Origin of the sequence: Bilifractor sp. LCP21S3_A7 (genome assembly GCF_052118825.1) — a bacterium.
Classification (GTDB): Bacteria; Bacillota; Clostridia; order Lachnospirales; family Lachnospiraceae; genus Bilifractor.
On record NZ_JBQKGL010000007.1, the window covers coordinates 1 to 20,832 of the forward strand.

15 protein-coding genes and 1 tRNA gene are annotated in these 20,832 nt (G+C 45.2%); 5 read left to right on the forward strand and 11 right to left on the reverse strand.

Translation table 11 applies throughout. The features are described from left to right. Nucleotides 1–321: 321 nt before the first annotated feature. The 9 genes from ACTQ1O_RS07650 to dnaA form a co-directional block, all read right to left on the reverse strand. Nucleotides 322–409, reverse strand: a tRNA-Ser gene (locus ACTQ1O_RS07650). A 266-nt stretch (nucleotides 410–675) separates the two neighbouring features. Further along, nucleotides 676–1,230 carry a Fe-S-containing hydro-lyase gene (locus ACTQ1O_RS07655; RefSeq protein WP_441486769.1) on the reverse strand — a complete coding sequence of 185 codons (555 nt, stop codon included), beginning with the start codon at nucleotides 1,228–1,230 and terminating at the stop codon, nucleotides 676–678. A gap of 171 nt (nucleotides 1,231–1,401) precedes the next feature. Then, nucleotides 1,402–2,247 (reverse strand): fumarate hydratase, encoded by an 846-nt coding sequence (locus ACTQ1O_RS07660; RefSeq protein WP_441486770.1) that lies wholly within the window; start codon nucleotides 2,245–2,247, stop codon nucleotides 1,402–1,404. 7 nt (nucleotides 2,248–2,254) lie between these two features. Beyond that, the gene (gene gyrA, locus ACTQ1O_RS07665) at nucleotides 2,255–4,912 is read right to left on the reverse strand and encodes a DNA gyrase subunit A (RefSeq protein ID WP_441486771.1); all 2,658 of its coding nucleotides are present in this window, start codon (nucleotides 4,910–4,912) and stop codon (nucleotides 2,255–2,257) included. Nucleotides 4,913–5,088: 176 nt separating this feature from the next. After that, a complete protein-coding gene (gene gyrB, locus ACTQ1O_RS07670; RefSeq protein ID WP_441486772.1) occupies nucleotides 5,089–7,026 on the reverse strand; it encodes a DNA topoisomerase (ATP-hydrolyzing) subunit B in 1,938 nt (645 codons plus the stop codon). Beyond that, entirely contained in the window at nucleotides 7,002–8,114 is a 1,113-nt protein-coding gene (recF, locus tag ACTQ1O_RS07675; RefSeq protein WP_441486773.1) for a DNA replication/repair protein RecF, read from the reverse strand. The genes gyrB and recF overlap by 25 nt, the downstream gene beginning before the upstream one ends. Nucleotides 8,115–8,123: 9 nt before the next feature. Further along, nucleotides 8,124–8,342 carry an RNA-binding S4 domain-containing protein gene (locus ACTQ1O_RS07680; protein WP_441486774.1) on the reverse strand — a complete coding sequence of 73 codons (219 nt, stop codon included), beginning with the start codon at nucleotides 8,340–8,342 and terminating at the stop codon, nucleotides 8,124–8,126. Between the two features lie 18 nt (nucleotides 8,343–8,360). Then, nucleotides 8,361–9,473, reverse strand: a complete 1,113-nt coding sequence (gene dnaN, locus ACTQ1O_RS07685; RefSeq protein WP_441486775.1) for a DNA polymerase III subunit beta — start codon at nucleotides 9,471–9,473, stop codon at nucleotides 8,361–8,363. A gap of 332 nt (nucleotides 9,474–9,805) precedes the next feature. Beyond that, a complete protein-coding gene (dnaA, locus tag ACTQ1O_RS07690) occupies nucleotides 9,806–11,146 on the reverse strand; it encodes a chromosomal replication initiator protein DnaA (RefSeq protein ID WP_441486776.1) in 1,341 nt (446 codons plus the stop codon). 886 nt (nucleotides 11,147–12,032) lie between these two features. On the opposite strand from dnaA, the gene ACTQ1O_RS07695 reads away from it, so the two are divergent. From ACTQ1O_RS07695 to ACTQ1O_RS07715, 5 genes are all read left to right on the forward strand, one after another. Continuing rightward, on the forward strand, nucleotides 12,033–12,794 hold the full coding sequence (locus ACTQ1O_RS07695) for a hypothetical protein (RefSeq protein ID WP_441486777.1): 762 nt from the start codon (nucleotides 12,033–12,035) through the stop codon (nucleotides 12,792–12,794). 151 nt (nucleotides 12,795–12,945) lie between these two features. Next, a complete protein-coding gene (locus ACTQ1O_RS07700) occupies nucleotides 12,946–14,442 on the forward strand; it encodes a hypothetical protein (protein WP_441486778.1) in 1,497 nt (498 codons plus the stop codon). Between the two features lie 148 nt (nucleotides 14,443–14,590). Further along, the gene (locus ACTQ1O_RS07705) at nucleotides 14,591–15,718 is read left to right on the forward strand and encodes a glycosyltransferase (RefSeq protein ID WP_441486779.1); all 1,128 of its coding nucleotides are present in this window, start codon (nucleotides 14,591–14,593) and stop codon (nucleotides 15,716–15,718) included. Between the two features lie 88 nt (nucleotides 15,719–15,806). Continuing rightward, nucleotides 15,807–17,090 (forward strand): hypothetical protein, encoded by a 1,284-nt coding sequence (locus ACTQ1O_RS07710; protein ID WP_441486780.1) that lies wholly within the window; start codon nucleotides 15,807–15,809, stop codon nucleotides 17,088–17,090. Nucleotides 17,091–17,092: 2 nt separating this feature from the next. After that, on the forward strand, nucleotides 17,093–18,004 hold the full coding sequence (locus ACTQ1O_RS07715) for a glycosyltransferase family 2 protein (protein ID WP_441486781.1): 912 nt from the start codon (nucleotides 17,093–17,095) through the stop codon (nucleotides 18,002–18,004). Between the two features lie 195 nt (nucleotides 18,005–18,199). Here the strand turns inward: ACTQ1O_RS07715 and ACTQ1O_RS07720 are convergent, their stop codons facing one another. After that, nucleotides 18,200–19,465 carry a nucleotide sugar dehydrogenase gene (locus tag ACTQ1O_RS07720; protein WP_441486782.1) on the reverse strand — a complete coding sequence of 422 codons (1,266 nt, stop codon included), beginning with the start codon at nucleotides 19,463–19,465 and terminating at the stop codon, nucleotides 18,200–18,202. A 12-nt stretch (nucleotides 19,466–19,477) separates the two neighbouring features. Further along, nucleotides 19,478–20,401, reverse strand: a complete 924-nt coding sequence (locus ACTQ1O_RS07725; RefSeq protein ID WP_441486783.1) for a glycosyltransferase family 2 protein — start codon at nucleotides 20,399–20,401, stop codon at nucleotides 19,478–19,480. Nucleotides 20,402–20,832: the final 431 nt, after the last annotated feature.

A 20,832-nucleotide genomic window follows, 5' to 3' on the forward strand; every position in this document is an offset into this window, starting at 1 on the left:
CGCCAGCGTTCATCCTGAGCCAGGATCAAACTCTCATAAAAAAGATTGATTCGTTCAGAATTAACACTTGGCTAATTCATCCCTTTTTACTGTTTTAAAGGATCGTAATCACTTCATGTATCGTTCATCTGAACGTTACATCCATGAATACTCATCGATCGTTCAAACAAAAATTTATAAAACTTCATTTGAATTTTCGAGGATGTGTTTTACTGTTCAGTTGTCAATGTTCATGTTTTTGCTGTGTCTTTCGGCGACAGCTTGTTTACTATAACTCATATCTTTCAGTTTGTCAACAACTTTTTTGAAAAATCTGAAAGACGGAGAAGGAGGGATTTGAACCCTCGCGCCGGTTTCCCGACCTACACCCTTAGCAGGGGCGCCTCTTCGGCCTCTTGAGTACTTCTCCAAGCCCGTGTCAAGAATGGTTGTTACCACTTGATTTACCAAAAACAGGTAAAAAATTAACGCGTCATTTACACGACGCACTAGTGATTATACAAAAGTACAATTCTTTTGTCAACGCTTTTTTATTATTTTCTACGCGCTTTTTTCACTCTTTTACACTAGTATCTTTCCCTTTATCGCAGCCGGACTGTGAATAACAGCAGAGCTATAAAATCCCTGCCTTTTTCAACAGTCGTAGGCTGTGACTTTTTCCATCATTGGTCTATATCATGCTTTGACACGATATTTTTCCAGAGCAATATCGTATATGTTATTCCCTTCAGCATCAATTGCAACTATCACTGGAAAATCCCTGATTGTCAGCCTTCGGATTGCTTCTGTACCGAGATCATCATAGGCAATCACCTCCGATGAGAGAATCCGCTTTGACAGAAGAGCACCTGCTCCTCCTACCGCCGCGAAGTATACACACCCGTTGCGCACAATTGCGTCGGCAACCTCCTGTGTTCTGCGTCCCTTTCCAATCATCCCGCTTAATCCGAGATCCATGAGCTGAGGAGCATATTTATCCATTCTTCCCGCCGTCGTCGGACCTGCCGACCCGATCGGTCTTCCCTCTCTGGCAGGAGATGGCCCCATGTAATAGATTATATTACCACGAACATCGAAGGGAAGTTCCTTTCCCTGATCAATGGCTTCCTTCATTCTCTTATGCGCAGCATCTCTCGCCGTATAAACGGTTCCTGTCAGATACACATAATCTCCCGCATGCAAACTTCTGATATCTTCCCTGCTCATGGGAACATTCATTTTTCTTTCCATTGTTTGATATCCTCTATTTCCGGAACAATTCGCGGCTAAACCGTAACCGATATGCCCCGCAGGCGGGCACCACATACTTATAGGCTATGGATTGCTTCGTGTTTCGCACTCTCACACTCCTGCAGCATTCTGTCAACGATATCCGAATACAGAAAACACAGTCCGATCCCCTCACAGATATCTGACTGCATGCCTGTTCACATGGCAGCACATATTGACCGCCAGCGGAAGTCCTGCAATGTGAGTCGGATAGGTATTGATATTCACTCCAAGACAGGTAACCTTTCCTCCAAGTCCCCCCGGACCAATTCCGAGATGATTAATGCGCTCCAGCAGTTCTTCCTCCATCTCTTTTACATATGGAATTTCAGAATGCTGCCCAGCCGGTCTGGTCAGTGCCTGTTTCGCCATCAGCGCTGCCTTTTCGAATGTTCCTCCGATACCGACACCGACAAATACGGGAGGACATGCATTCGGTCCGGCTTCTTCTACCGTCTGAACGATTGCGTCCTTGACTCCCTCTGCTCCCTGCGCCGGCTTAAGCATGACAATTTTGCTCATATTTTCACTGCCGAAGCCCTTCGTTGTAACGGTAATCTTCACCTGATCTCCTGGCACAATATTATAATAAATGACCGCCGGTGTGTTATCCTTTGTGTTTACACGATCCAGAGGATCCCTTACTACGGATTTACGAAGATATCCTTCTGTATAACCCTGACGGACCCCCTCATTGACAGCATCCTCAAGGACTCCACCTTCAAAATGAACATCCTGACCGATATCCAGAAACACAACGGCCATTCCGGTATCCTGGCAAATCGGGATCCGGTCTTCCCTTGCTATTTTCAGATTCTCCTGAAGCTGGTTCAGAATCTGTTTTCCGAGCGGAGACTGTTCCTTATCCACTGATGATCTCATACATTCCTTCATGTCATCGGAAAGCTCGTAATTGACAGAAATACACATTTCCTTTACCGCTTTTGTCACTTCACTGACATCAATATCTCTCATCATCGATTCCTCATTCTTCCCGATTATCCTCTGAGATTTCACCGGATGCATGCTCGTCCGCATTTGCGTCTGACAATTCTCCGGATGCAGATTCATTCGCCTTCCTGTCTGACACTTCTCCGGATGCAGGTTCACCTGAATTCCCGTCCGCGAATTCTTCAGACTTGTAATCATCTTCGTCTTCTGCTGTCTGACTCTCATCCGGTATTTCCCCGGATTCAGGGTCTTCATCATCTTCGCCGACAACCTTGGCGATTCCCGCCACGGAATCCATGACATCCATGATCTTCACTCCGGTTGCGCTGCGTTTCAGAACAGAAATTCCCTTAACAGGAGTCCTTATGATAATACCTCCCTTTGTGATCAGCATAATTTCATCTTCGCTGTTCACAGCCTTCATTCCGATCAGTTTTCCTGTATTTTCTCTGAGATTGATCGCCTTAATTCCAACGCCGCCTCTGGTCTGAATGCGGAAGTCGTCAAATAGGGTGCGCTTTCCGATTCCGTTTTCTGTGACAAAGAGCAGGTATTCCCCCTGCTGACGGATCTGCATGGCAACCACTTCATCGCCGTTTCGAAGAGCAATTCCACGCACTCCCATGGATCCTCTTCCGGTCGGACGCACGTCCTTCTCATTGAACCGGATGGACATTCCATCTCTCGTCGCCAGAATTACATCCTGTGTTCCATCTGTATATTTCACTTCGATCAGATCATCACCATTATTTAACGTAATTGCGGCGAGACCTGTCTTTCTCATGTGGCGGAATGCCGGCACCGGAGTCTTCTTGACAATACCCTTCTTTGTCGCCATGAAAATATACTGATCCTCTCGAAACTCGGAAATTGCGATTACAGCTGTTATTTTTTCATCGGGAAGCAGCTGAAGGAGATTTACGATTGCTGTACCTCTGGCGGTTCTTCCTGCCTCCGGAATTTCGTATGCCTTTAAGGTATATGCGCGTCCCATATTGGTAAAGAACATCAGATAATCATGAGACATGGTCATGAACAGATCCTCAATATAGTCGTTGTCGAGAGTCTGCATGCCCTTGATTCCTTTTCCGCCGCGATTCTGGCTGTGGAAATTATCCGGTGACATTCTCTTGATATATCCGAGTCTGGACATCGTGATCACGGTATTTTCCTGCGGGATCAGATCCTCAGTGGAGATATCGTAGACGTCATATCCGATTCTGGTACGCCGGTCATCCCCGTACTTTTCCGCAATTTCACTGATCTCATCACGAATTACGCCGAGAAGGAGCTTCCGGTCGCTCAGGATTTTCTTGTATTCGATGATTTTGGCCTGAAGCTCATCATACTCCGCCTGAAGCTTCTCTCTTTCCAGACCGGTCAGTGTCCTCAGACGCATATCTACAATCGCCTGGGCCTGCGGATCGGTAAAGCCGAACCTGGAAATCAGGTTTGCCTTTGCCTCTGCGGTATTTGCGGATGCCCGAATGGTATGGATCACTTCATCGATAATATCAAGAGCCTTCAGAAGTCCTTCCAGAATATGGGCTCTTTCCTGCGCCTTGTTCAGGTCATACTGTGTTCTTCTGGTGACGACCTCTTCCTGGTGCTGAATGTAATATTTCAGCATATCAAGAAGATTCAGAATCTTTGGCTGATTGTCCACAAGGGCAAGCATGATAACACCAAAGGTATCCTGAAGCTGCGTATGCTTGTAAAGCTGATTCAATATGACATTCGCATTTGCGTCACGACGGAGATCAATCACAATTCTCATTCCCTCACGGTTGGAATGATCATTGATACCCGTGATTCCGTCGATTTTCTTATCGCGCACAAGCTCGGCAATTTTCTCGATCAGCCGCGCCTTATTCACCATATACGGAAGTTCTGTGACGATAATCTGACTCTTGCCGTTTGGCAGAGTCTCGATATTGGTAATTGCGCGGACACGGATCTTTCCGCGTCCGGTCCGGTAGGCATCTTCAATTCCGCGCACCCCGAGAATCTCGGCGCCAGTCGGAAAATCCGGTCCCTTGATGATCTGCATGATTTCATCAAGGGTGGTCTCTCTGTCCTCTTCAATCTGATTATTGATGATTTTGACTACGGCACCAACAACCTCCCGGAGATTATGCGTCGGAATATTCGTTGCCATGCCGACAGCGATTCCCGATGCGCCATTGATCAGAAGATTCGGAATTCTTGCCGGAAGAACGGTAGGCTCTTTTTCCGTATCATCGAAGTTCGGAACAAAGTCAACCGTATCCTTGTTCATGTCACGAACCATCTCCATCGAGATTTTGCTCAGCCTTGCCTCTGTATAACGCATTGCCGCAGCTCCGTCTCCGTCGACCGAACCGAAGTTTCCATGGCCGTCAACGAGGGTATACCTCATATTCCAGTCCTGCGCCATCGTGACAAGCGCTCCGTAAATGGAAGAGTCTCCGTGCGGATGATATTTTCCCATCGTATCACCGACAATACGGGCACATTTTCTGTGAGGCTTGTCGGGTCCGTTATTCAATTCTATCATGGAATACAGAATTCTTCTCTGTACCGGTTTCAAACCGTCACGTACATCCGGAAGCGCTCGTGACGCAATTACACTCATCGCGTAATCGATGTAGGAATCTTCCATTTTCTTCTTGAGGTCTACTTCCTCAATTCGATCGAAGACTTTATCATCCATTTTCATGTGCCTTTCTTTTGGGACAGCTTTCTGCCATTATTTATGCTTCATCTATCTGCCTGTGATACGGGAAAAAACGCTTTCTGATGGTTCTGTCCCCTTATCCTGGTTCTCGCGTAAACCTGTGCTCTGAAAAATCCGGACCACAGGATCAGAATGGTTACCGGTTTATCCTGTCAGATATCCAGATTCTGAACATCCTTTGCTCTCTCCTCGATGAACTCACGCCGTGGTTCTACTTTATCTCCCATCAGAGTCGTAAAGGTAAGATCAATCTCTGAAGATTCATCCTCATCCATATTCACACGGAGCAGGATTCTGTTTTCAGGATCCATCGTAGTCTCCCACAGCTGATCCGCATCCATCTCGCCGAGTCCTTTGTAACGCTGAATCTTATTTGACGCATCTCTGCCGATTTTATTCATGATCTGATTCAGTTCATCATCGCTGTATGCATACCATACTTTTTTGTTTTTCTCGATTTTGTATAGCGGCGGTTTTGCCAGATATACGTGTCCCTGCTTGATCAGCTCCGGCATAAACCGGTACAGGAACGTCAACATCAGCGTTGCGATATGCGCGCCGTCAACATCGGCATCGGTCATGATAATGATCTTATCATATCGGAGCTTTGTGATATCAAAATCCTCATGAATTCCCGTTCCAAAGGCTGTGATCATGGAACGGATCTCGGCGTTTCCGTATATCCGGTCAAGCCTTGCCTTTTCCACATTAAGAATCTTTCCGCGGAGGGGAAGAATCGCCTGTGTCTTCCTGTTTCTCGCCGATTTTGCGGAACCTCCGGCGGAATCTCCCTCAACGATAAAAATCTCGCATTTCTTCGGATCCTTATCGGAGCAATCCGCCAGCTTTCCCGGAAGCGCCAGCCCATCAAGAGCTGTTTTCCGCCGGGTAAGCTCTCTTGCCTTTCGGGCAGCTTCCCTGGCGCGCTGGGAGATTACCGATTTTTCGATGATGATCTTGCCTACATCCGGATGCTGCTCCAGATATACGGAGAGCTGCTGGCTGACCACAGCGTCAACCGCTCCTCTTGCTTCACTGTTTCCAAGTTTCTGTTTTGTCTGCCCCTCAAACTGAGGGTCCTCAATTTTTACGCTGACAATGGCGGTAAGTCCCTCCCGGATATCCTCGCCGGTCAGATTTTCATCGCTGTCCTTCAGCAGTTTCATCTTCCGTCCATAGTCGTTGAAGGTTCTGGTTATCGCCTGCCGGAAACCGACGATATGCATACCGCCCTCCGGAGTCAGGATATTATTGACAAATCCATACACGGTTTCATTGTAAGAATCGTTATGCTGCATGGAAACTTCAACCATGACACCATTCTGAATTCCCTCAAAGTACATGACATCCGGATACAATACCTCCGCACTCCGGTTCAGGTACTGGACAAATTCCCTGATTCCGCCTTCGTAGTGGAAGACCTTCTCCTGCTCCATTCTCTCTCTCTTGTCTCTGAGAGTGATCTTCAGCCCCTTTGTCAGAAAAGCTGTCTCACGAAGCCTTGTCTTCAGCGTGTTGAAATCATACACGGTATCCTCGAAGATCGTCCCATCCGGTTTAAAATCAACACGGGTTCCTGTCTTCTTCGGATTGCACTCACCGACCACCTTGAGCTTATACATGGTTTTTCCGCGCTCATATCTTTGCTTGTAAATCTTTCCATCGTGATAGATCTGAACTTCCAGCCAGTCAGAAAGGGCGTTGACGACAGAGGCTCCCACTCCGTGGAGTCCTCCGGATACCTTGTATCCGCCGCCGCCGAACTTTCCTCCCGCGTGAAGAACCGTAAACACCACCTCTACTGCCGGAATCCCGGCCTTATGATTGATTCCGACAGGAATTCCACGTCCGTCATCAATAACCGTAATGGAGTTGTCCGGATTGATCGTCACTTCAATATGCGTACAGTATCCGGCGAGTGCTTCATCCACAGAATTGTCTACAATCTCATAAACCAGATGATGAAGCCCCCTGGAGGATGTGGTTCCAATATACATACCGGGACGTTTTCTTACTGCTTCCAGTCCTTCCAGAATCTGAATCTGATCAGCTCCATATTCATTTGTCACAACGGTTGATTCTGTTTCCATACGTCCTCCTGATTTTCAACTGTTCCGTTCACGATATGAAAAGCCCTGTTAACAGGAAAATGATTCTCAATGAGCTCATCCATCCCTGTACATGTGATGAACGTCTGCGCTTCATCCATTCGCTTCAAAAGCATCGCCTGTCTTCCTCTGTCAAGCTCGGACAGGACATCATCCAGCAGCAGTACCGGTGTATCCCCGACCGATTCCCTCACAAGATAAATCTCGGACAGCTTAAGCGAAAGAGCCGCACTCCTCTGCTGTCCCTGAGAACCATAATGCCTGATATCAATTCCATTCACATTAACTCTGAAATCATCCCTGTGCGGTCCCACCGTAGAGGTCTTCATTTTGAGATCCCTTACCCTGCTGCCGGAAAGAATCTCCCTGAAATTCTCCTCCTCCACATTCGGCTCGTAGACAATCTCAATGTTTTCCCTGCCATTTGTGAGATTTTCATGTATTTTTCCGATGATTTCATTCAGATGTCCGATAAAAGATCTTCTCGACCGGATAATGTGAATGCCATGACTGACCATCTGCTCATCCCAGACATCAAGTGTCTGCTCCAGTGACGGATGAAAAGGAATATCCTTCAGAAGTGCGTTCCTCTGGGTAATGATCCGGTTCATCTCTGTCAGATCGGTATAATAAACCTTATCCAGCTGGCACAATTCACTGTCCATGAATCTTCTTCGCTCACCCGGACCATTCTTGATAATATTCAGATCCTCCGGAGAAAAAAAGACAACACTGATCATCCCGAACAGCTCTGAGGCTCTGCGAATCGGAATTCCATCGATTGCCACGCCCTTCTTACCATTTTTCTTCAGGTGCATATCAATTCTGTGAGACACCTCATTCCGACGGAAGACGAGGCGCAGATGCGCCTCTTCCTCTCCGAACCGGATGATCTCCCGGTCACGGCTTCCTCTGTGAGACTTTGTCGTCGCCGCGAGCTGGATGGCCTCCAGTATATTTGTCTTTCCCTGGGCATTGTCGCCGTACAGAACGTTCGTCTCCCGGTCAAAATGGAGAGAAATTCTGTCATAATTCCTGTAATTTTTTAGCTCCAGTGATTCTACGTACATATTTCCGGATTAAGCTTCTGCTCTGGTCACCATGACTTCTCTGCCGTTAAAGGAAAAAACATCACCGTCCGTGAGCTTCCGCCCCCGCCTGGTATCCGTTTCTCCATTTACCGAAACCTCGCCATTCTGAATCGCAATCTTCGCTTCCACACCTTCATCTACCAGACCGGCAAGCTTCATTGCCTGACCGAGCTTGATATAATCATCTTTGATCGTGATTTTCTCCATTTACTTTTTCTGCCCTCTTCAGCGATTGTTCACATTGATATTTACGGGAAGAATCAGATAGATGTAAGACGACTTCTCATCCCTGATAAAGCAGGGAGCCTTCGCATTCACGAAGTAAATGGAAATACTCTCGTCATCAATGACCCGAAGCGCATCCAGAAGGAACTTCGGATTAAATCCGATAATAATATCCTTCCCTGTCTTCTCAATATCAATTTCCTCGTCCATCGAACCGATCGAAGAATCGATTCGAAGCTCCATCTGCCCGTCTGTCACATCAATGATGACCGGCATCTTATCACTCTCCCTTACCAGAAGAGTCGCCCGGTCGATACAGTCCATGAATTCCTGCCGATTGATTGTGATCTTTGTCTCATAATCGCTGGACAGCATCTGATCAATACGGAAATATTCACCGTCAATCAGACGTGACAGAACAATGGTATTGCTGAATTCAAACAGCAGATAATTCTCTGCAAAATAGATATTTACCATATCATCCATTTCGCCGGACAGAATCTTGCTGATCTCATTCAATGTCTTGCCCGGCACAACCACCTTCTGATCCGGACAATCTCCGGAAAGAGGCAGATTCCGGATGGCAATTCTGTGACCGTCAAGAGATACGACCTTCAGCACATTATTCCGGATTTCAAATAATTCTCCGGTCATCAGCTTATTGTTCTCATTCACGGCAATAGAGAAAATCGTCTGACGGATAATCTCCCGCAGTGAAAACTGTGAAATGGAAATAAAGTCATTTCTCTCAATTACCGGAAGATATGCGAAATCATCACCGGATTTTCCTGGAATACTGAATTTAGCCTTTTCGCAGGTAATCGTCGCCACATCATTTTCATTCGTTTCGATGAAGACCTTGCTATTCGGAAGTTTACGGATGATGTCCGAGAAAATTTTGGCATCGAGAGCAATTTTTCCCTTTTCCTCAATTTCTCCCTTTACGATGGTTTCAATGCCGAGTTCCATATCATTTGCCGTAAACTTAATCTGGTTGAAGGAAGCTTCAATCATGATACACTGTAAAATCGGCATTGTGGTCTTGGAAGGTACGGCCTTCATTACGATACTTACACTGTCTGCAAGATCTGCCTGATTAAAAACGAGCTTCATTGCCTGTGCGACTCCTTTCGGTTTGTCTGTGCGATACTGACAATCCCGTGGGTTGAAAAACGGGAAAGATAGAAAAGAATAATAAAAAAATTCTTCGACTTCGTCTTAGGGGAGGTTGAAATGTGGAAAACTCCATTTTTCCGTGAAAAAAAGCGGAAAAAAGAGGATCATAAGTCTGTCAGTATCGATGAAATCGGCTGTCAGAAAAATGTAAATGGAAAATAATCCACATTTATCCACTCTGTTTTTATCCACATGGTCTATAAATTGTGGATAGATGGATCTGGAACACTATATATATAGAAGAAACTCCTTCAGGAGAACGGGTATGATCAGCCCTCCGGAGAAATCTTTTTCTTGAGGAGATCAATGACCTCCTTTGTCTCAGGTTTGGTCTTGTAATCCTTGTCGATCTTGTTGATGCCGTAGATAATGGTTGTATGGTTCTGTACACCGATGCTTTCCGCGATGGCCTGCAAATTATTTGATGTCATCGTCCGGCAGAGATACATGACGATCTGTCTCGGGTAAGAAATTCTGCGAGACTTTACGGAACTTTTGATCTCTTCCGGAGTGATATTGAACTGTTCCGCCACAATGTCAATGATGTACTCCGGCGTGACTACCCGCTTTTCATTAGGAGAAATTATATCCTTGAGAACATTTTGAGCCAGATCAAGGTTGATCTCCTTCTGTTCGAGGTTGGCCATGGCGATGACCTTGTTCAGAGAGCCCTCAAGTTCTCGAATATTTGCCTTCACATTGCTGGCAATATATTCCAAAACTTCATTGCTCACGTTGGACCCGTCAAGTTCCTGCTTTTTCCGAAGAATAGCCATTCGTGTCTCGTAGTCGGGACTCTGGATATCCGCCATCAGACCCCACTCAAACCGGGACCGGATTCTCTCCTCCAGGACATCCATATCCTTCGGAGGGCGATCGGATGAAATGATGATTTGTTTTCCGGCTGAATGCAGGGCGTTAAAGGTGTGGAAGAATTCTTCCTGCGTGGATTCCTTTCCGATGATGAACTGAATATCATCGATGAGGAGAACATCCACGTTTCGGTATTTTTCACGGAACTTTGTGAGCGCCGTGCTGCTTCCTGCACGGATTGCTTCGATTACTTCATTTGTGAACTCTTCACTGGTGACGTACACAATCTTCATCGAGGGATTATTCTCGAGTATGAAGTGTGCAATGGAATTCATCAGATGGGTCTTCCCCAGTCCCACGCCTCCATATAAAAACAGAGGATTGTATACCGTACCCGGTGATTCTGCAACAGCAAGAGAAGCTGCGTGAGCAAACTGATTGTTTTTGCCTACGACAAAGGTATCAAAGGTATATTTCGGGTTCAGTCCGGTAAGAATGGATTCATTTTTGACCTGCTTTTCCCGTCCGGCTTTCTCCGCGTCCTGGGGAAGAATAAAATAAATCTCGCAGTCCATTCCGGTAAGTTCGCCGATGGCAGCCTTGATCGGAAGCTTGTACTTCTTGGATACATAGTCAAGACCGACCTGTTCCGATGGAACGAGAATGGTGACATCATGACCGTCTACCTTGTATACCTTCAGGGGTTTGATCCATGTCTTAAAGGAAACCTCTCCAAGCTCATGCTCTTCCTTTACACGTTCCAGAATCTGATCCCACTTTTCTTCGATAATGCTCATCATAACCTCTGCTGTTGATAAAATTTCTTCCTGTAACCGGCACAATCCATTTCAGTATGTTACATAAATATGCTGCGCCGAAAAAAGAAGACAAAACACCTCTTTTATATTAAACTAAAATACGAAATTTATCAACACGAGAACAGTTGTTTGAAGGGCGATGTGGATAATGCAGTGCAGATGTCAGTTTGTGCACAGAATGATATCCACTTATACACGTAAGAAAAACCGCGTAAATTAAACTGTTTACAAAAAAATTACAAAAATATGAACCATATTTTTGTGAGTTATCCACAAGTTATCAACAATTTTGTTGATAACTTACGTAAACCAATGCGAGAATGTTTATACCTGTTAGCAGCATGGAAGATGCGGGGCAGCGAAGTGATGCGGTGACTTATACATATTGTGGCGTTCCGCTTGCGGGCTATGGGTGTTTACTGTATAATTGCGGAAGCACGGAACAATCCGCAGCTTATAAAGCTAGTAGCACAATATACAGTATGGTGGTTACGAAGGGAAAGGATGGATAATGAGTATCTTTTATTCTGTCGATCTGCAGTCTGAAGGAGGAAAACATGCAGGAGTAAAAGCTCCTTCAGATATCTCTTCGATTGCACATGAAATGGGAATGACCGGATTTTCATTTCCTGCTCAGAAATATATGTTTCCTAAGGGAATCGATGTAATAAGGGGAAAAATCTGGCTGTTTAGGACCTGTTCGGAAAAATGGGAAGAACTGCGCCGCACGGTTAAGGAGGGTGATCTCGTTTTATATCAGCATCCCATGTATGGTGCCAGAGCAGCTTTAAAATATATCCCTGCTATTAAAAGAGAAAAGGGTTGTCGCTTTATAGCATTGATTCATGATCTGGAGTCCCTGAGAATGGGAGTTCATGGACTGTACACAAAAAACAGGAAAACTGCGGAGATCTCAGATCATAATCTTCTGAAACAATTTGACGCAGTGATCTGTCATAATGAACATATGAGACAGTATCTGATCGAGAAGGGATTTGAACCCGAAAAGCTGGTCAATCTGGAAATCTTCGATTATCTGACAAATGAAAAGATGTGTCACAGAGTCAGGGGAAAGGAACCTTCCCTTGCTGTGGCAGGTAATCTGCATCCCGGGAAGTCCGGATATCTCTACGAGATGTTCCGGAACAGCGGATCAGCGAAAAACAAAGAGCTTACGGTCAATGCCTATGGCATTAATTTTGAGAGCGACGGGGTATTTGGAGGCATCCGATATCAGGGTGCTTTTCCGGCCGATAAACTTCCGGGAGTACTGAAGGGCGATTTCGGGCTTGTGTGGGACGGACCTTCTGCTGAGAGCTGCGTGGGAAACACAGGAGAATATCTTCGATATAATAATCCTCACAAGGCATCTCTATATTTGACATCCGGCATGCCGGTCATGGTGTGGGAAGAGGCAGCAATTGCTGATTTTGTGAAGAAATATCATGTGGGAATTACAATCCGGAATTTATATGAAGCAGCAGAGACCATAAGACGGGTATCTGACGAAGAATACAGTGAAATGTGTGCAAATGCCGCTGAAGTGGGACAAAAGCTCAGGGAAGGATATTTTTTCCGGAGGGCATTCCAGGAATGCGTGAAAAAACTGGAGAAACAGAATGAGTAGTTCGCAGGTTTCAGAAGAGGTGATTCCTCAAACTGCAATGATCAGAGAAAAATGAAACTGTAATCTGCTGATTAATGTTGATAAAACTCAGTAAATGTGGATAAATGCGAATAAAGGATGAAGGAATGACATTCAGTCAGGGGAAGGGACAATGAGAGATAAAACAATTAGTATGAGACTTCTGATTCAGACAGCTTTTCAGAAATGGAGAAGAATGCTTGTCTGCGGTGTAATTTTTATGATATTGATCTCCGGGTGGAAGGCATACCGTTTATTGCCGCAGATAAAAGGAGCAGGAAAGGAAGAGAGCGCAGCACCTTCTGAGAACACAGGCAGCGCGGATACAGGAGTTTCTTCAGCAGCAGATTATAAAAAAAATAGTGATTATTTTAAACAGCAGATTGAACATGCTTCCGAGTATGCAAATAAATCTTTTTATACACAAATGGATCCGAACGCCGTCGGAATGGCTTCTGTAGATATCTCAGTTTCTACACCGGAACTTAAGGAAGAAGGAGAAAATGATCCGGATTCTCTGGCTACGGTGGAACTGGGAAGTATAGATGAGACGGAGATAAAAAGTTCAAATACATCCTCCGATGACAGTTCAGTTGTTGTCACCACTTCCGCGGAGCAGGATGCAAATAATATCCTGAACGCATATAAAGAGTTTATCCTTTACGAAACAGACTGGACAGCGATGGCTGAAAAGTACAATACAGAACCTCAGTATCTTCAGGAACTGGTGGACCTGAGCGGAAATCATATCAATAATATAATTTCCACAGAGATCGTCATTCGTTTTCCAAATGAGCAGGGCGCCGGTGAACTGATGGATGAGCTGACTGCACAGATACAGAATTATACTTCTTCCGTGACAAAAACATATGGAGAACATACGCTTGTAATCAATAACCGGGTTACCACGACGGTGACAGATACGACTGTCACGGATAGGGCAAACAGCCAGCTGACCATGCTCAATAATCTGATCAATGGAAATAATTCCTTCGGGACTGCGACAGCTACATTGGGGATGAATTCCGAAAATACAGACAATTCTCAGGTAAGCGTCAGCAGAAGTGACCTGCTGAAACCGATTGTAAAATATGCCGGTGCGGGATTTGTCGGAGGAGTTGTATTGTATTTTCTCCTTGTGATTCTGTCTCTGCTTGCATCCGGCAAGGTATATAGTGCTTCAGAGATGAACCGTCAGTACGGATTTTCCAAAATTGCTGTAGTACCTTCTTCCAACGCAAAAAAGAGAAAAGGACTGGATCGTCTCACGCATCGGGATGCATCGGATTATTACAGCAGCAGAGACAGAAAGATCTGCTGGCAGATTGCAAATGAAAATCTTTCGGAACTGATGAATGGAAAAGGTACGGTTGCGCTGATCGGGGATGTTGATCCCGGACAGCTTGAAAAAATTGCCGCGGAAATGAACAAGGAGACATCTGAGCTGCAGATTAAGACGCCCGGGGATATTCTCAGTTCACCGGCTGCTCTGCACAGTCTGAAGGAAACAGACGCAGCAGTAATCATTGCCAGTATCGGAAGCTCTGATTACCGGAAGACAGACCGCATTCTTGAAACGCTTCATACATACGAGAAGAGAATTCTCGGAAGCATAATCTTAGATCAATAATGGATGGGCAAAGAATTTTGTGTAAAGTAAGTCAGATTTCCTGATTCGTTTTAAGATAAATAAATCTGAGAAGTCTGGAATTGTGATTTACAGGTAAACAAGAGAAGAAAAGAAACGATAACCTGAAAGATAAGTGGAACAGGGTAAAATGAAAAAAATTCTCGAAGTAAATGTAGATGATCAGGGCCTGGGAGGCGTATATTCTCTGGTGCGCTCCGTGATTCTGGGAAAACCGGAAGGGTATCAGATGGATATTGCCTGCATCATGCATTTCGCGGACAACGCGCATATTAAGGAACTGAATGACAGAGGAACACAGGTATATTTTATCGGGAGAGAGGGACACAATCATGTGAGTATGAGGGATCTTGAGCAAAACCTCTATCAGCTCCTCATGAAAAATAAATATGATTGTGTACATATTCACGCGGATACGGCCTACAGAATGTATGCGTTTGGACATGCCGCAAAACGCGCCGGTGTGCGAAAGATTATTTTTCATTCTCACGCTGCTGGGGTTGATGGAAATTACCTGATCGTGAAGAAATTTCTTCATCGTGTATATAGGGGACGGCTGAAAAAGATCGGTTCAAGTTTTGCGGCTTGTTCCGACCTGGCAGCTGCGTGGATGTACCCCGGAATTCCAAAAGAAAAGGTTATTCAGATCAACAATGGAATTGATCTGAATCGTTTTCGCTTTGACGCGGATACACGCAGGGAGATGAGAGAAGAGCTTGGCCTGTCGGATTATTTTGTTGTCGGTCATGTAGGACGGTTTTCTTACCAGAAGAATCATGAATATCTGATTCGTGTATTCGAGGCGTTTAAAAAAGAAGTTCCAAAGGCAAAACTCCTTCTGATCGGATCCCATGACGGTACAAAGGAAATATGGGACCGGATCCGTGAGATGACAGCACAGGCAGGACTTTCTGACGATGTTATTTTCTATGGAACGACAGACCATGTAGAACGGATGATGCAGGCGATGGACCTGTTTGTCCTTCCGTCCCGGTTTGAAGGACTTCCTGTGGTAGGAGTGGAAGCACAGGCTTGTGGCCTTCCGGTTGTCTATTCAGACCGGATTACTCGCGAGGCCGCTTTGACAGAACGCGTCTCATTTGCAGGAATTGAGGAAAAGGATATAGACGCGTGGGTGCGTGCCATGAAAGATCAGATGAATTTAGAAAGAACAGACATGGTTCCGTTTCTGAGAAAAGAGGGGTTTGATATCAACGATACCATTCAGTCTTTTCTGAATCTGTATAAAGATGTATGATGTTCTTTCACTTCACCAGAATTTCTGTTCGCTGACGGATTATATTTGAGCAGAAGGGGCGGAAGAAATCCGGTTAGAAAGGAAAATAATGGTATACACAGGGAAGGTGACGGAAAAGGCCGGGATTTTTTCAGATAGACCTGCGGCGAGAGAAGTGGAAGCAGCAAGATGGGAAGGCTTCTATCTCGTCATACTGGTTATCTATACTGCAGCTGTATTTTTGCAGGTTGGTGTTTTTTCCAACACAGCCGGCTTCAAGTCATTTTTACAAAATATTCGATATTTGTGTTACTTAGGTGTTCTGATCAAACTGATTCATGACTATCATACCAGAAAAAGTATGCTGGCAATGGCCATCCTTCTTGTGATTGGACTTCTGGTTTCTGTGCGTTCAGATAACCGGTCCGGATTATTTCTTTTCTGGATGATCTTTGGAGCTTCTTCTGTAGATCCGGAAAAAATCTTAAAGGTTTCACTGATCGTACGGTCGGCAATGCTCGCCGGAATAGTCATTCTCAGTCAGGCAGGTGTCCTGAAGGATACCATACGGGATATCTCGGATCGTTCCAGACATTACCTGGGTTTTTCCTGGACGACGTATGCTCCGACAGCTCTTCTGTTTATCAGTTTATGTTATTTCTGTATCCGCAGAGAGAAAATGACAGTCGCTGAATATGCGATCCTCATGATGCTCGCATACTGGCTGTTTTATATGACAAACAGCCGATTTATCTTTTTACTGAATGCGGGTGCGATTTTACTGGCTTTTCTGATCGGACTCCGGATTCGTGTGCAGAGGAAAAGAAAAACCAGACAGAAGAATTCATGGAAAAAAATATTTATGGCAATCCCTGCCGTCTCAGCTGCGCTGGCCATTTATCTTCAGGCAGCATACAGCAAATACAATCCGTTTCTGTCAAAACTGAATACGCTTCTGACACAGCGGCTCCGGCTCGGACACAACGCCCTGTTAAAATATCCAATCACCTTATTCGGACAGCCGATTTCCTGGATCGGATGGGAAAATCCTTCAGCATATAACTATGTCGACAGTGCCTATCTTCAGGTTTTGCTGGAACAGGGAGCAATCCTTCTGGGGGCTGTGATTATCCTGTACAGCTACATGATATATCGGGCGGTAAAGGTCTCGGATTCTTTTCTGACCATGAGTCTGGTAATAATCTGCTTATTATGTGTGACGGAACCGAGATTAACCGAAACCGTATTCAATCCATTCATCCTTCTGCCATTTTCTATGTGTCAGGACTGGAAACCCGGTTTGCGTGAGAATGGCTGTGAATGTTCTGTTTTAACAGGTTTGCGTGAGAAAAGCTGTGAATGTTCTGTTTTAACAAATAGGAGTAATAAATAGCCATGAATGATTTACATGAGGGAAGAATCACTGCTGTTATTGTAACCTATAACCGGAAAGAACTGCTTAAGGAATGTGTGCAGGCACTCCTGAAGCAGTCTGTCAAAGAATGCGATGTGTTGATTATTGATAATGCATCGACGGACGGGACTCCGGAATACATTGCGGATGAATTGAAAAATTCCAGGGTGCATTATGATAACACAGGTTCTAATCTTGGAGGCGCCGGAGGCTTTTGCTACGGGATAAGGAAAGCCTGTGAGATGGGCTATGATTATTTATGGCTTATGGATGATGACTGTATCGTAAAAGAAAATTCACTGAAGGAATTACTGAAGCTTGGAAATTCCCTGCAGGGCAATTACGGGTTTCTGTCCAGCCGGGTTCTCTGGAAGGATGGAACACCATGTCGGATGAACCAGCAGAAAATTTCGCTGGTTAAGAAACTGAATGAACCAGAGAAGGATTGTCAGAAGATTGTCCTGGCTACCTTTGTCTCTCTTTTCGTTCCTGCATCTGTAGTGAAGAATGTAGGTCTGCCGTATAAAGAATTCGTGATCTGGACGGATGACTGGGAATATACACGACGAATCTCATTGAAATATCCTTGCTATTATTCCGCAAAGAGCGTTGTGGTGCACAAATCAAAAAATAATGACGGACCTGCGATTGAAACCGCGGATGAGGGACTGCTGGAACGCTTTGGCTATATGTATCGAAATGAAACCGTTCTGTACCGCCGGGAGGGAATAAAGGGAAGAATACTTTTCTGGATTCGAAGAGAGATGCATAAGAAACGGATTCGAAAATCTTCTCTTCCGGACGATGAAAAAAAGAGAAGAATACATTTGATGGATGAAGCGGTGGAGAAAGGGAAAAAGTTCTATCCGCAGGTTGAATATCCCGCTAAGTAAGCGGATATTCAATATATGACCATGTAATATATGAGCATGCAACGAGATAAAACACGCTGCGTGAGTTTTATCTCGCTTATCGCGACGCTCGCCGCACACGAATACTTCGCATTCGGCTGCGGCTCACTGTTCGCGTAAAATAAACGGCGTTCGCCCCACCGGTTCACACTTTGTGTGAGCGGTGGGGCGAGCTATTCAGTCACGCATGAACAGATCACGTGTATAAACCTTATCCCTGACATCGTCAAGATCGCGGTTATAGCGGTTTGCCAGAATACAGTCGCTTTTTGACTTGAAAGAGGCCAGATCATTGACAACCTCTGATCCAAAGAAGGTACTGCCGTTTTCCAGCGAGGGTTCGTAGATGATCACGGTGGCGCCTTTTGCCTTGATTCTCTTCATTACGCCCTGAATAGAGGAGTGTCTGAAATTATCGGAGTTTGATTTCATGGTCAGGCGATATACGCCGATGGTGCATTTTTTCTCTTCAGCGGCATTGTAGTCTCCGTTGTGATAATAGTCGTAGTATCCGGCCTTACTTAGTACACGGTCAGCGATGAAATCCTTCCGTGTCCGGTTGCTTTCTACGATCGCATGAATCAGGTTCTCCGGGACATCAGCATAGTTTGCCAGCAGCTGTTTTGTATCCTTAGGCAGGCAATATCCGCCGTAACCAAAGCTTGGGTTGTTGTAGTGCGTGCCGATTCTGGGATCGAGACACACGCCGTCAATAATTTCCTTTGTATTCAGACCCTTCATTTCCGCGTAGGTGTCCAGCTCATTGAAGAAGGAAACGCGCAGCGCAAGATAAGTATTGGAGAAGAGCTTAACGGCTTCCGCTTCCGTGAATCCCATAAACAAAGTATCAATGTTTTCCTTCAGAGCGCCTTCCTGCAGGAGAGCGGCAAAGGTGTGAGATGCCTTTACCGTTTCCGGATTTGCCGGGTCTGTAGATACAATGATTCTGCTGGGATAGAGATTGTCATAGAGAGCCTTCGACTCACGAAGGAACTCCGGACTGAAGATAATATTCTGCGTATGATATTTCTCGCGAACATGTCTGGTATATCCGACCGGAATGGTGGATTTAATAACCATGATTGCCTGCGGATTTAATTTTAATACGAGCTCGATCACCGATTCTACAGCAGAGGTATCAAAATAATTTTTCACACTGTCATAGTTCGTCGGGGTGGCGATCACAATAAAATCCGCATCGGAATATGCTTTTTCCGCGTCGGTGGTTGCGGTTAAATCGAGATCTTTTTCGGCCAGATATTTCTCGATATATTCATCCTGTATGGGAGACTTGTGCGCATTGATGAGGTCTACTTTGTTCTGAAGAATATCTGTGGCAACGACATGATGATGCTGTGCAAGCAGGGTGGCAATGGAGAGGCCGACATAGCCTGTTCCGGCAACTGCGATTTTTATGGAAGAAAGATCATAATTTGAATTCATAAATACTCCTTTTTAATGTTCCGGGCTGATCCTGCAGGTTATATGGATGCGGGGCGAGACAAGGTGTCTGAATTTACAGGAGATCCTGGTAAAAATAATCCTCGCAAATTTTAAGGAAAAAAGAGGCTGCTGTCCTGCGGAGCGAAGAGCTGCCCATTCCACAGAAAGTTCCAGATCCCTTAACTGCCCGGACGTTAAAGCGCCGGTTGACTGGAGGACATCGACTACTTCCATAGACGATGTCTTTATCTGAGCAGACGAATCCGACAGGTTAGAACCGGTATATTTATGTGTATATAGGCAGTCGGGCGTAACTGCAAATCCTGCTTTTCTGCACAGCATCAGAATCCAGAGAAGAAGATCATCGGAGCCGTTTTTTTTCATTGGATGAAGGAACCATTCCTCCGGGATGGAAGAACGCCGGATCAGGCATTGTCCGGGAGAACGAATGGGGTTTCTGACTCTGATATATATAGCAAGATTACGTACATCATCCAGATCAGCTTTTTTGAGAAAAGCGGGAAACATGGAGCCATCCTCCTGTTCCAGCCAGGCGTTGCAGACCGCTATGTCAACATCCTCTGTCATCAGACGGCTCATGATTCTTAAAAAATCCGGCGATATCTGGTCATCCTGATCAATAAAGAGAACAAAATCACCGGATGCTCTTTTGAGCCCCTCGATCCTTGCGTGATGAATTCCGCCATTTTCCGGAAGCCGGATCACCTCTGTTTCGAGGAGAGGATAGGCATTACGGGTTATGTTCGTCATATCCACAGGACAGTCCGGGCTGTCGTTGATGATGAGCCATTGGATCGTGGCAGATATTCTTTCCGCGTTGGATTCCAGAATGTCTGCAAGTGAGTGTATGTATTTGTTTCCTCTGTAAAAAGGTGTGATTACACTGATTGTCTGCTGCTTCACTTTACACTTCATCCTCATACCTGCTGCCCTTGAAATCGCATCCGGTCGGCTGCACACGATTCGCGTGAGACAATTCTGTACGCGTTTTCGAAGAGCTTATTTTGAAATATTTTCTGAGTAATTTATCAGATACCTTCAAGTCAAATCGATGCTGTTCAGAAAACAAATAGTTTTCCATTTTGCCTTGTCTTTTTGCGCATCTTTTCAATAGTCTCAGCAGCATCTGTTCCATTCTCCTGAATTTTTTCGCCAAAATATAATAATGGAGCAGAGGAATTCTCTTTTATCACATACCATAACCTTGATAGCGAATCAATTAAAAAATGTCCTCAGTGTCTGCGTACAAACCTTAAATAAATTGCATTGTCCAGGGATGTATCTCTGGCGGCATTCTGGCAATCTGAATCAACCGGGGGATTATATCTGTCAACATCTGAAAGAGT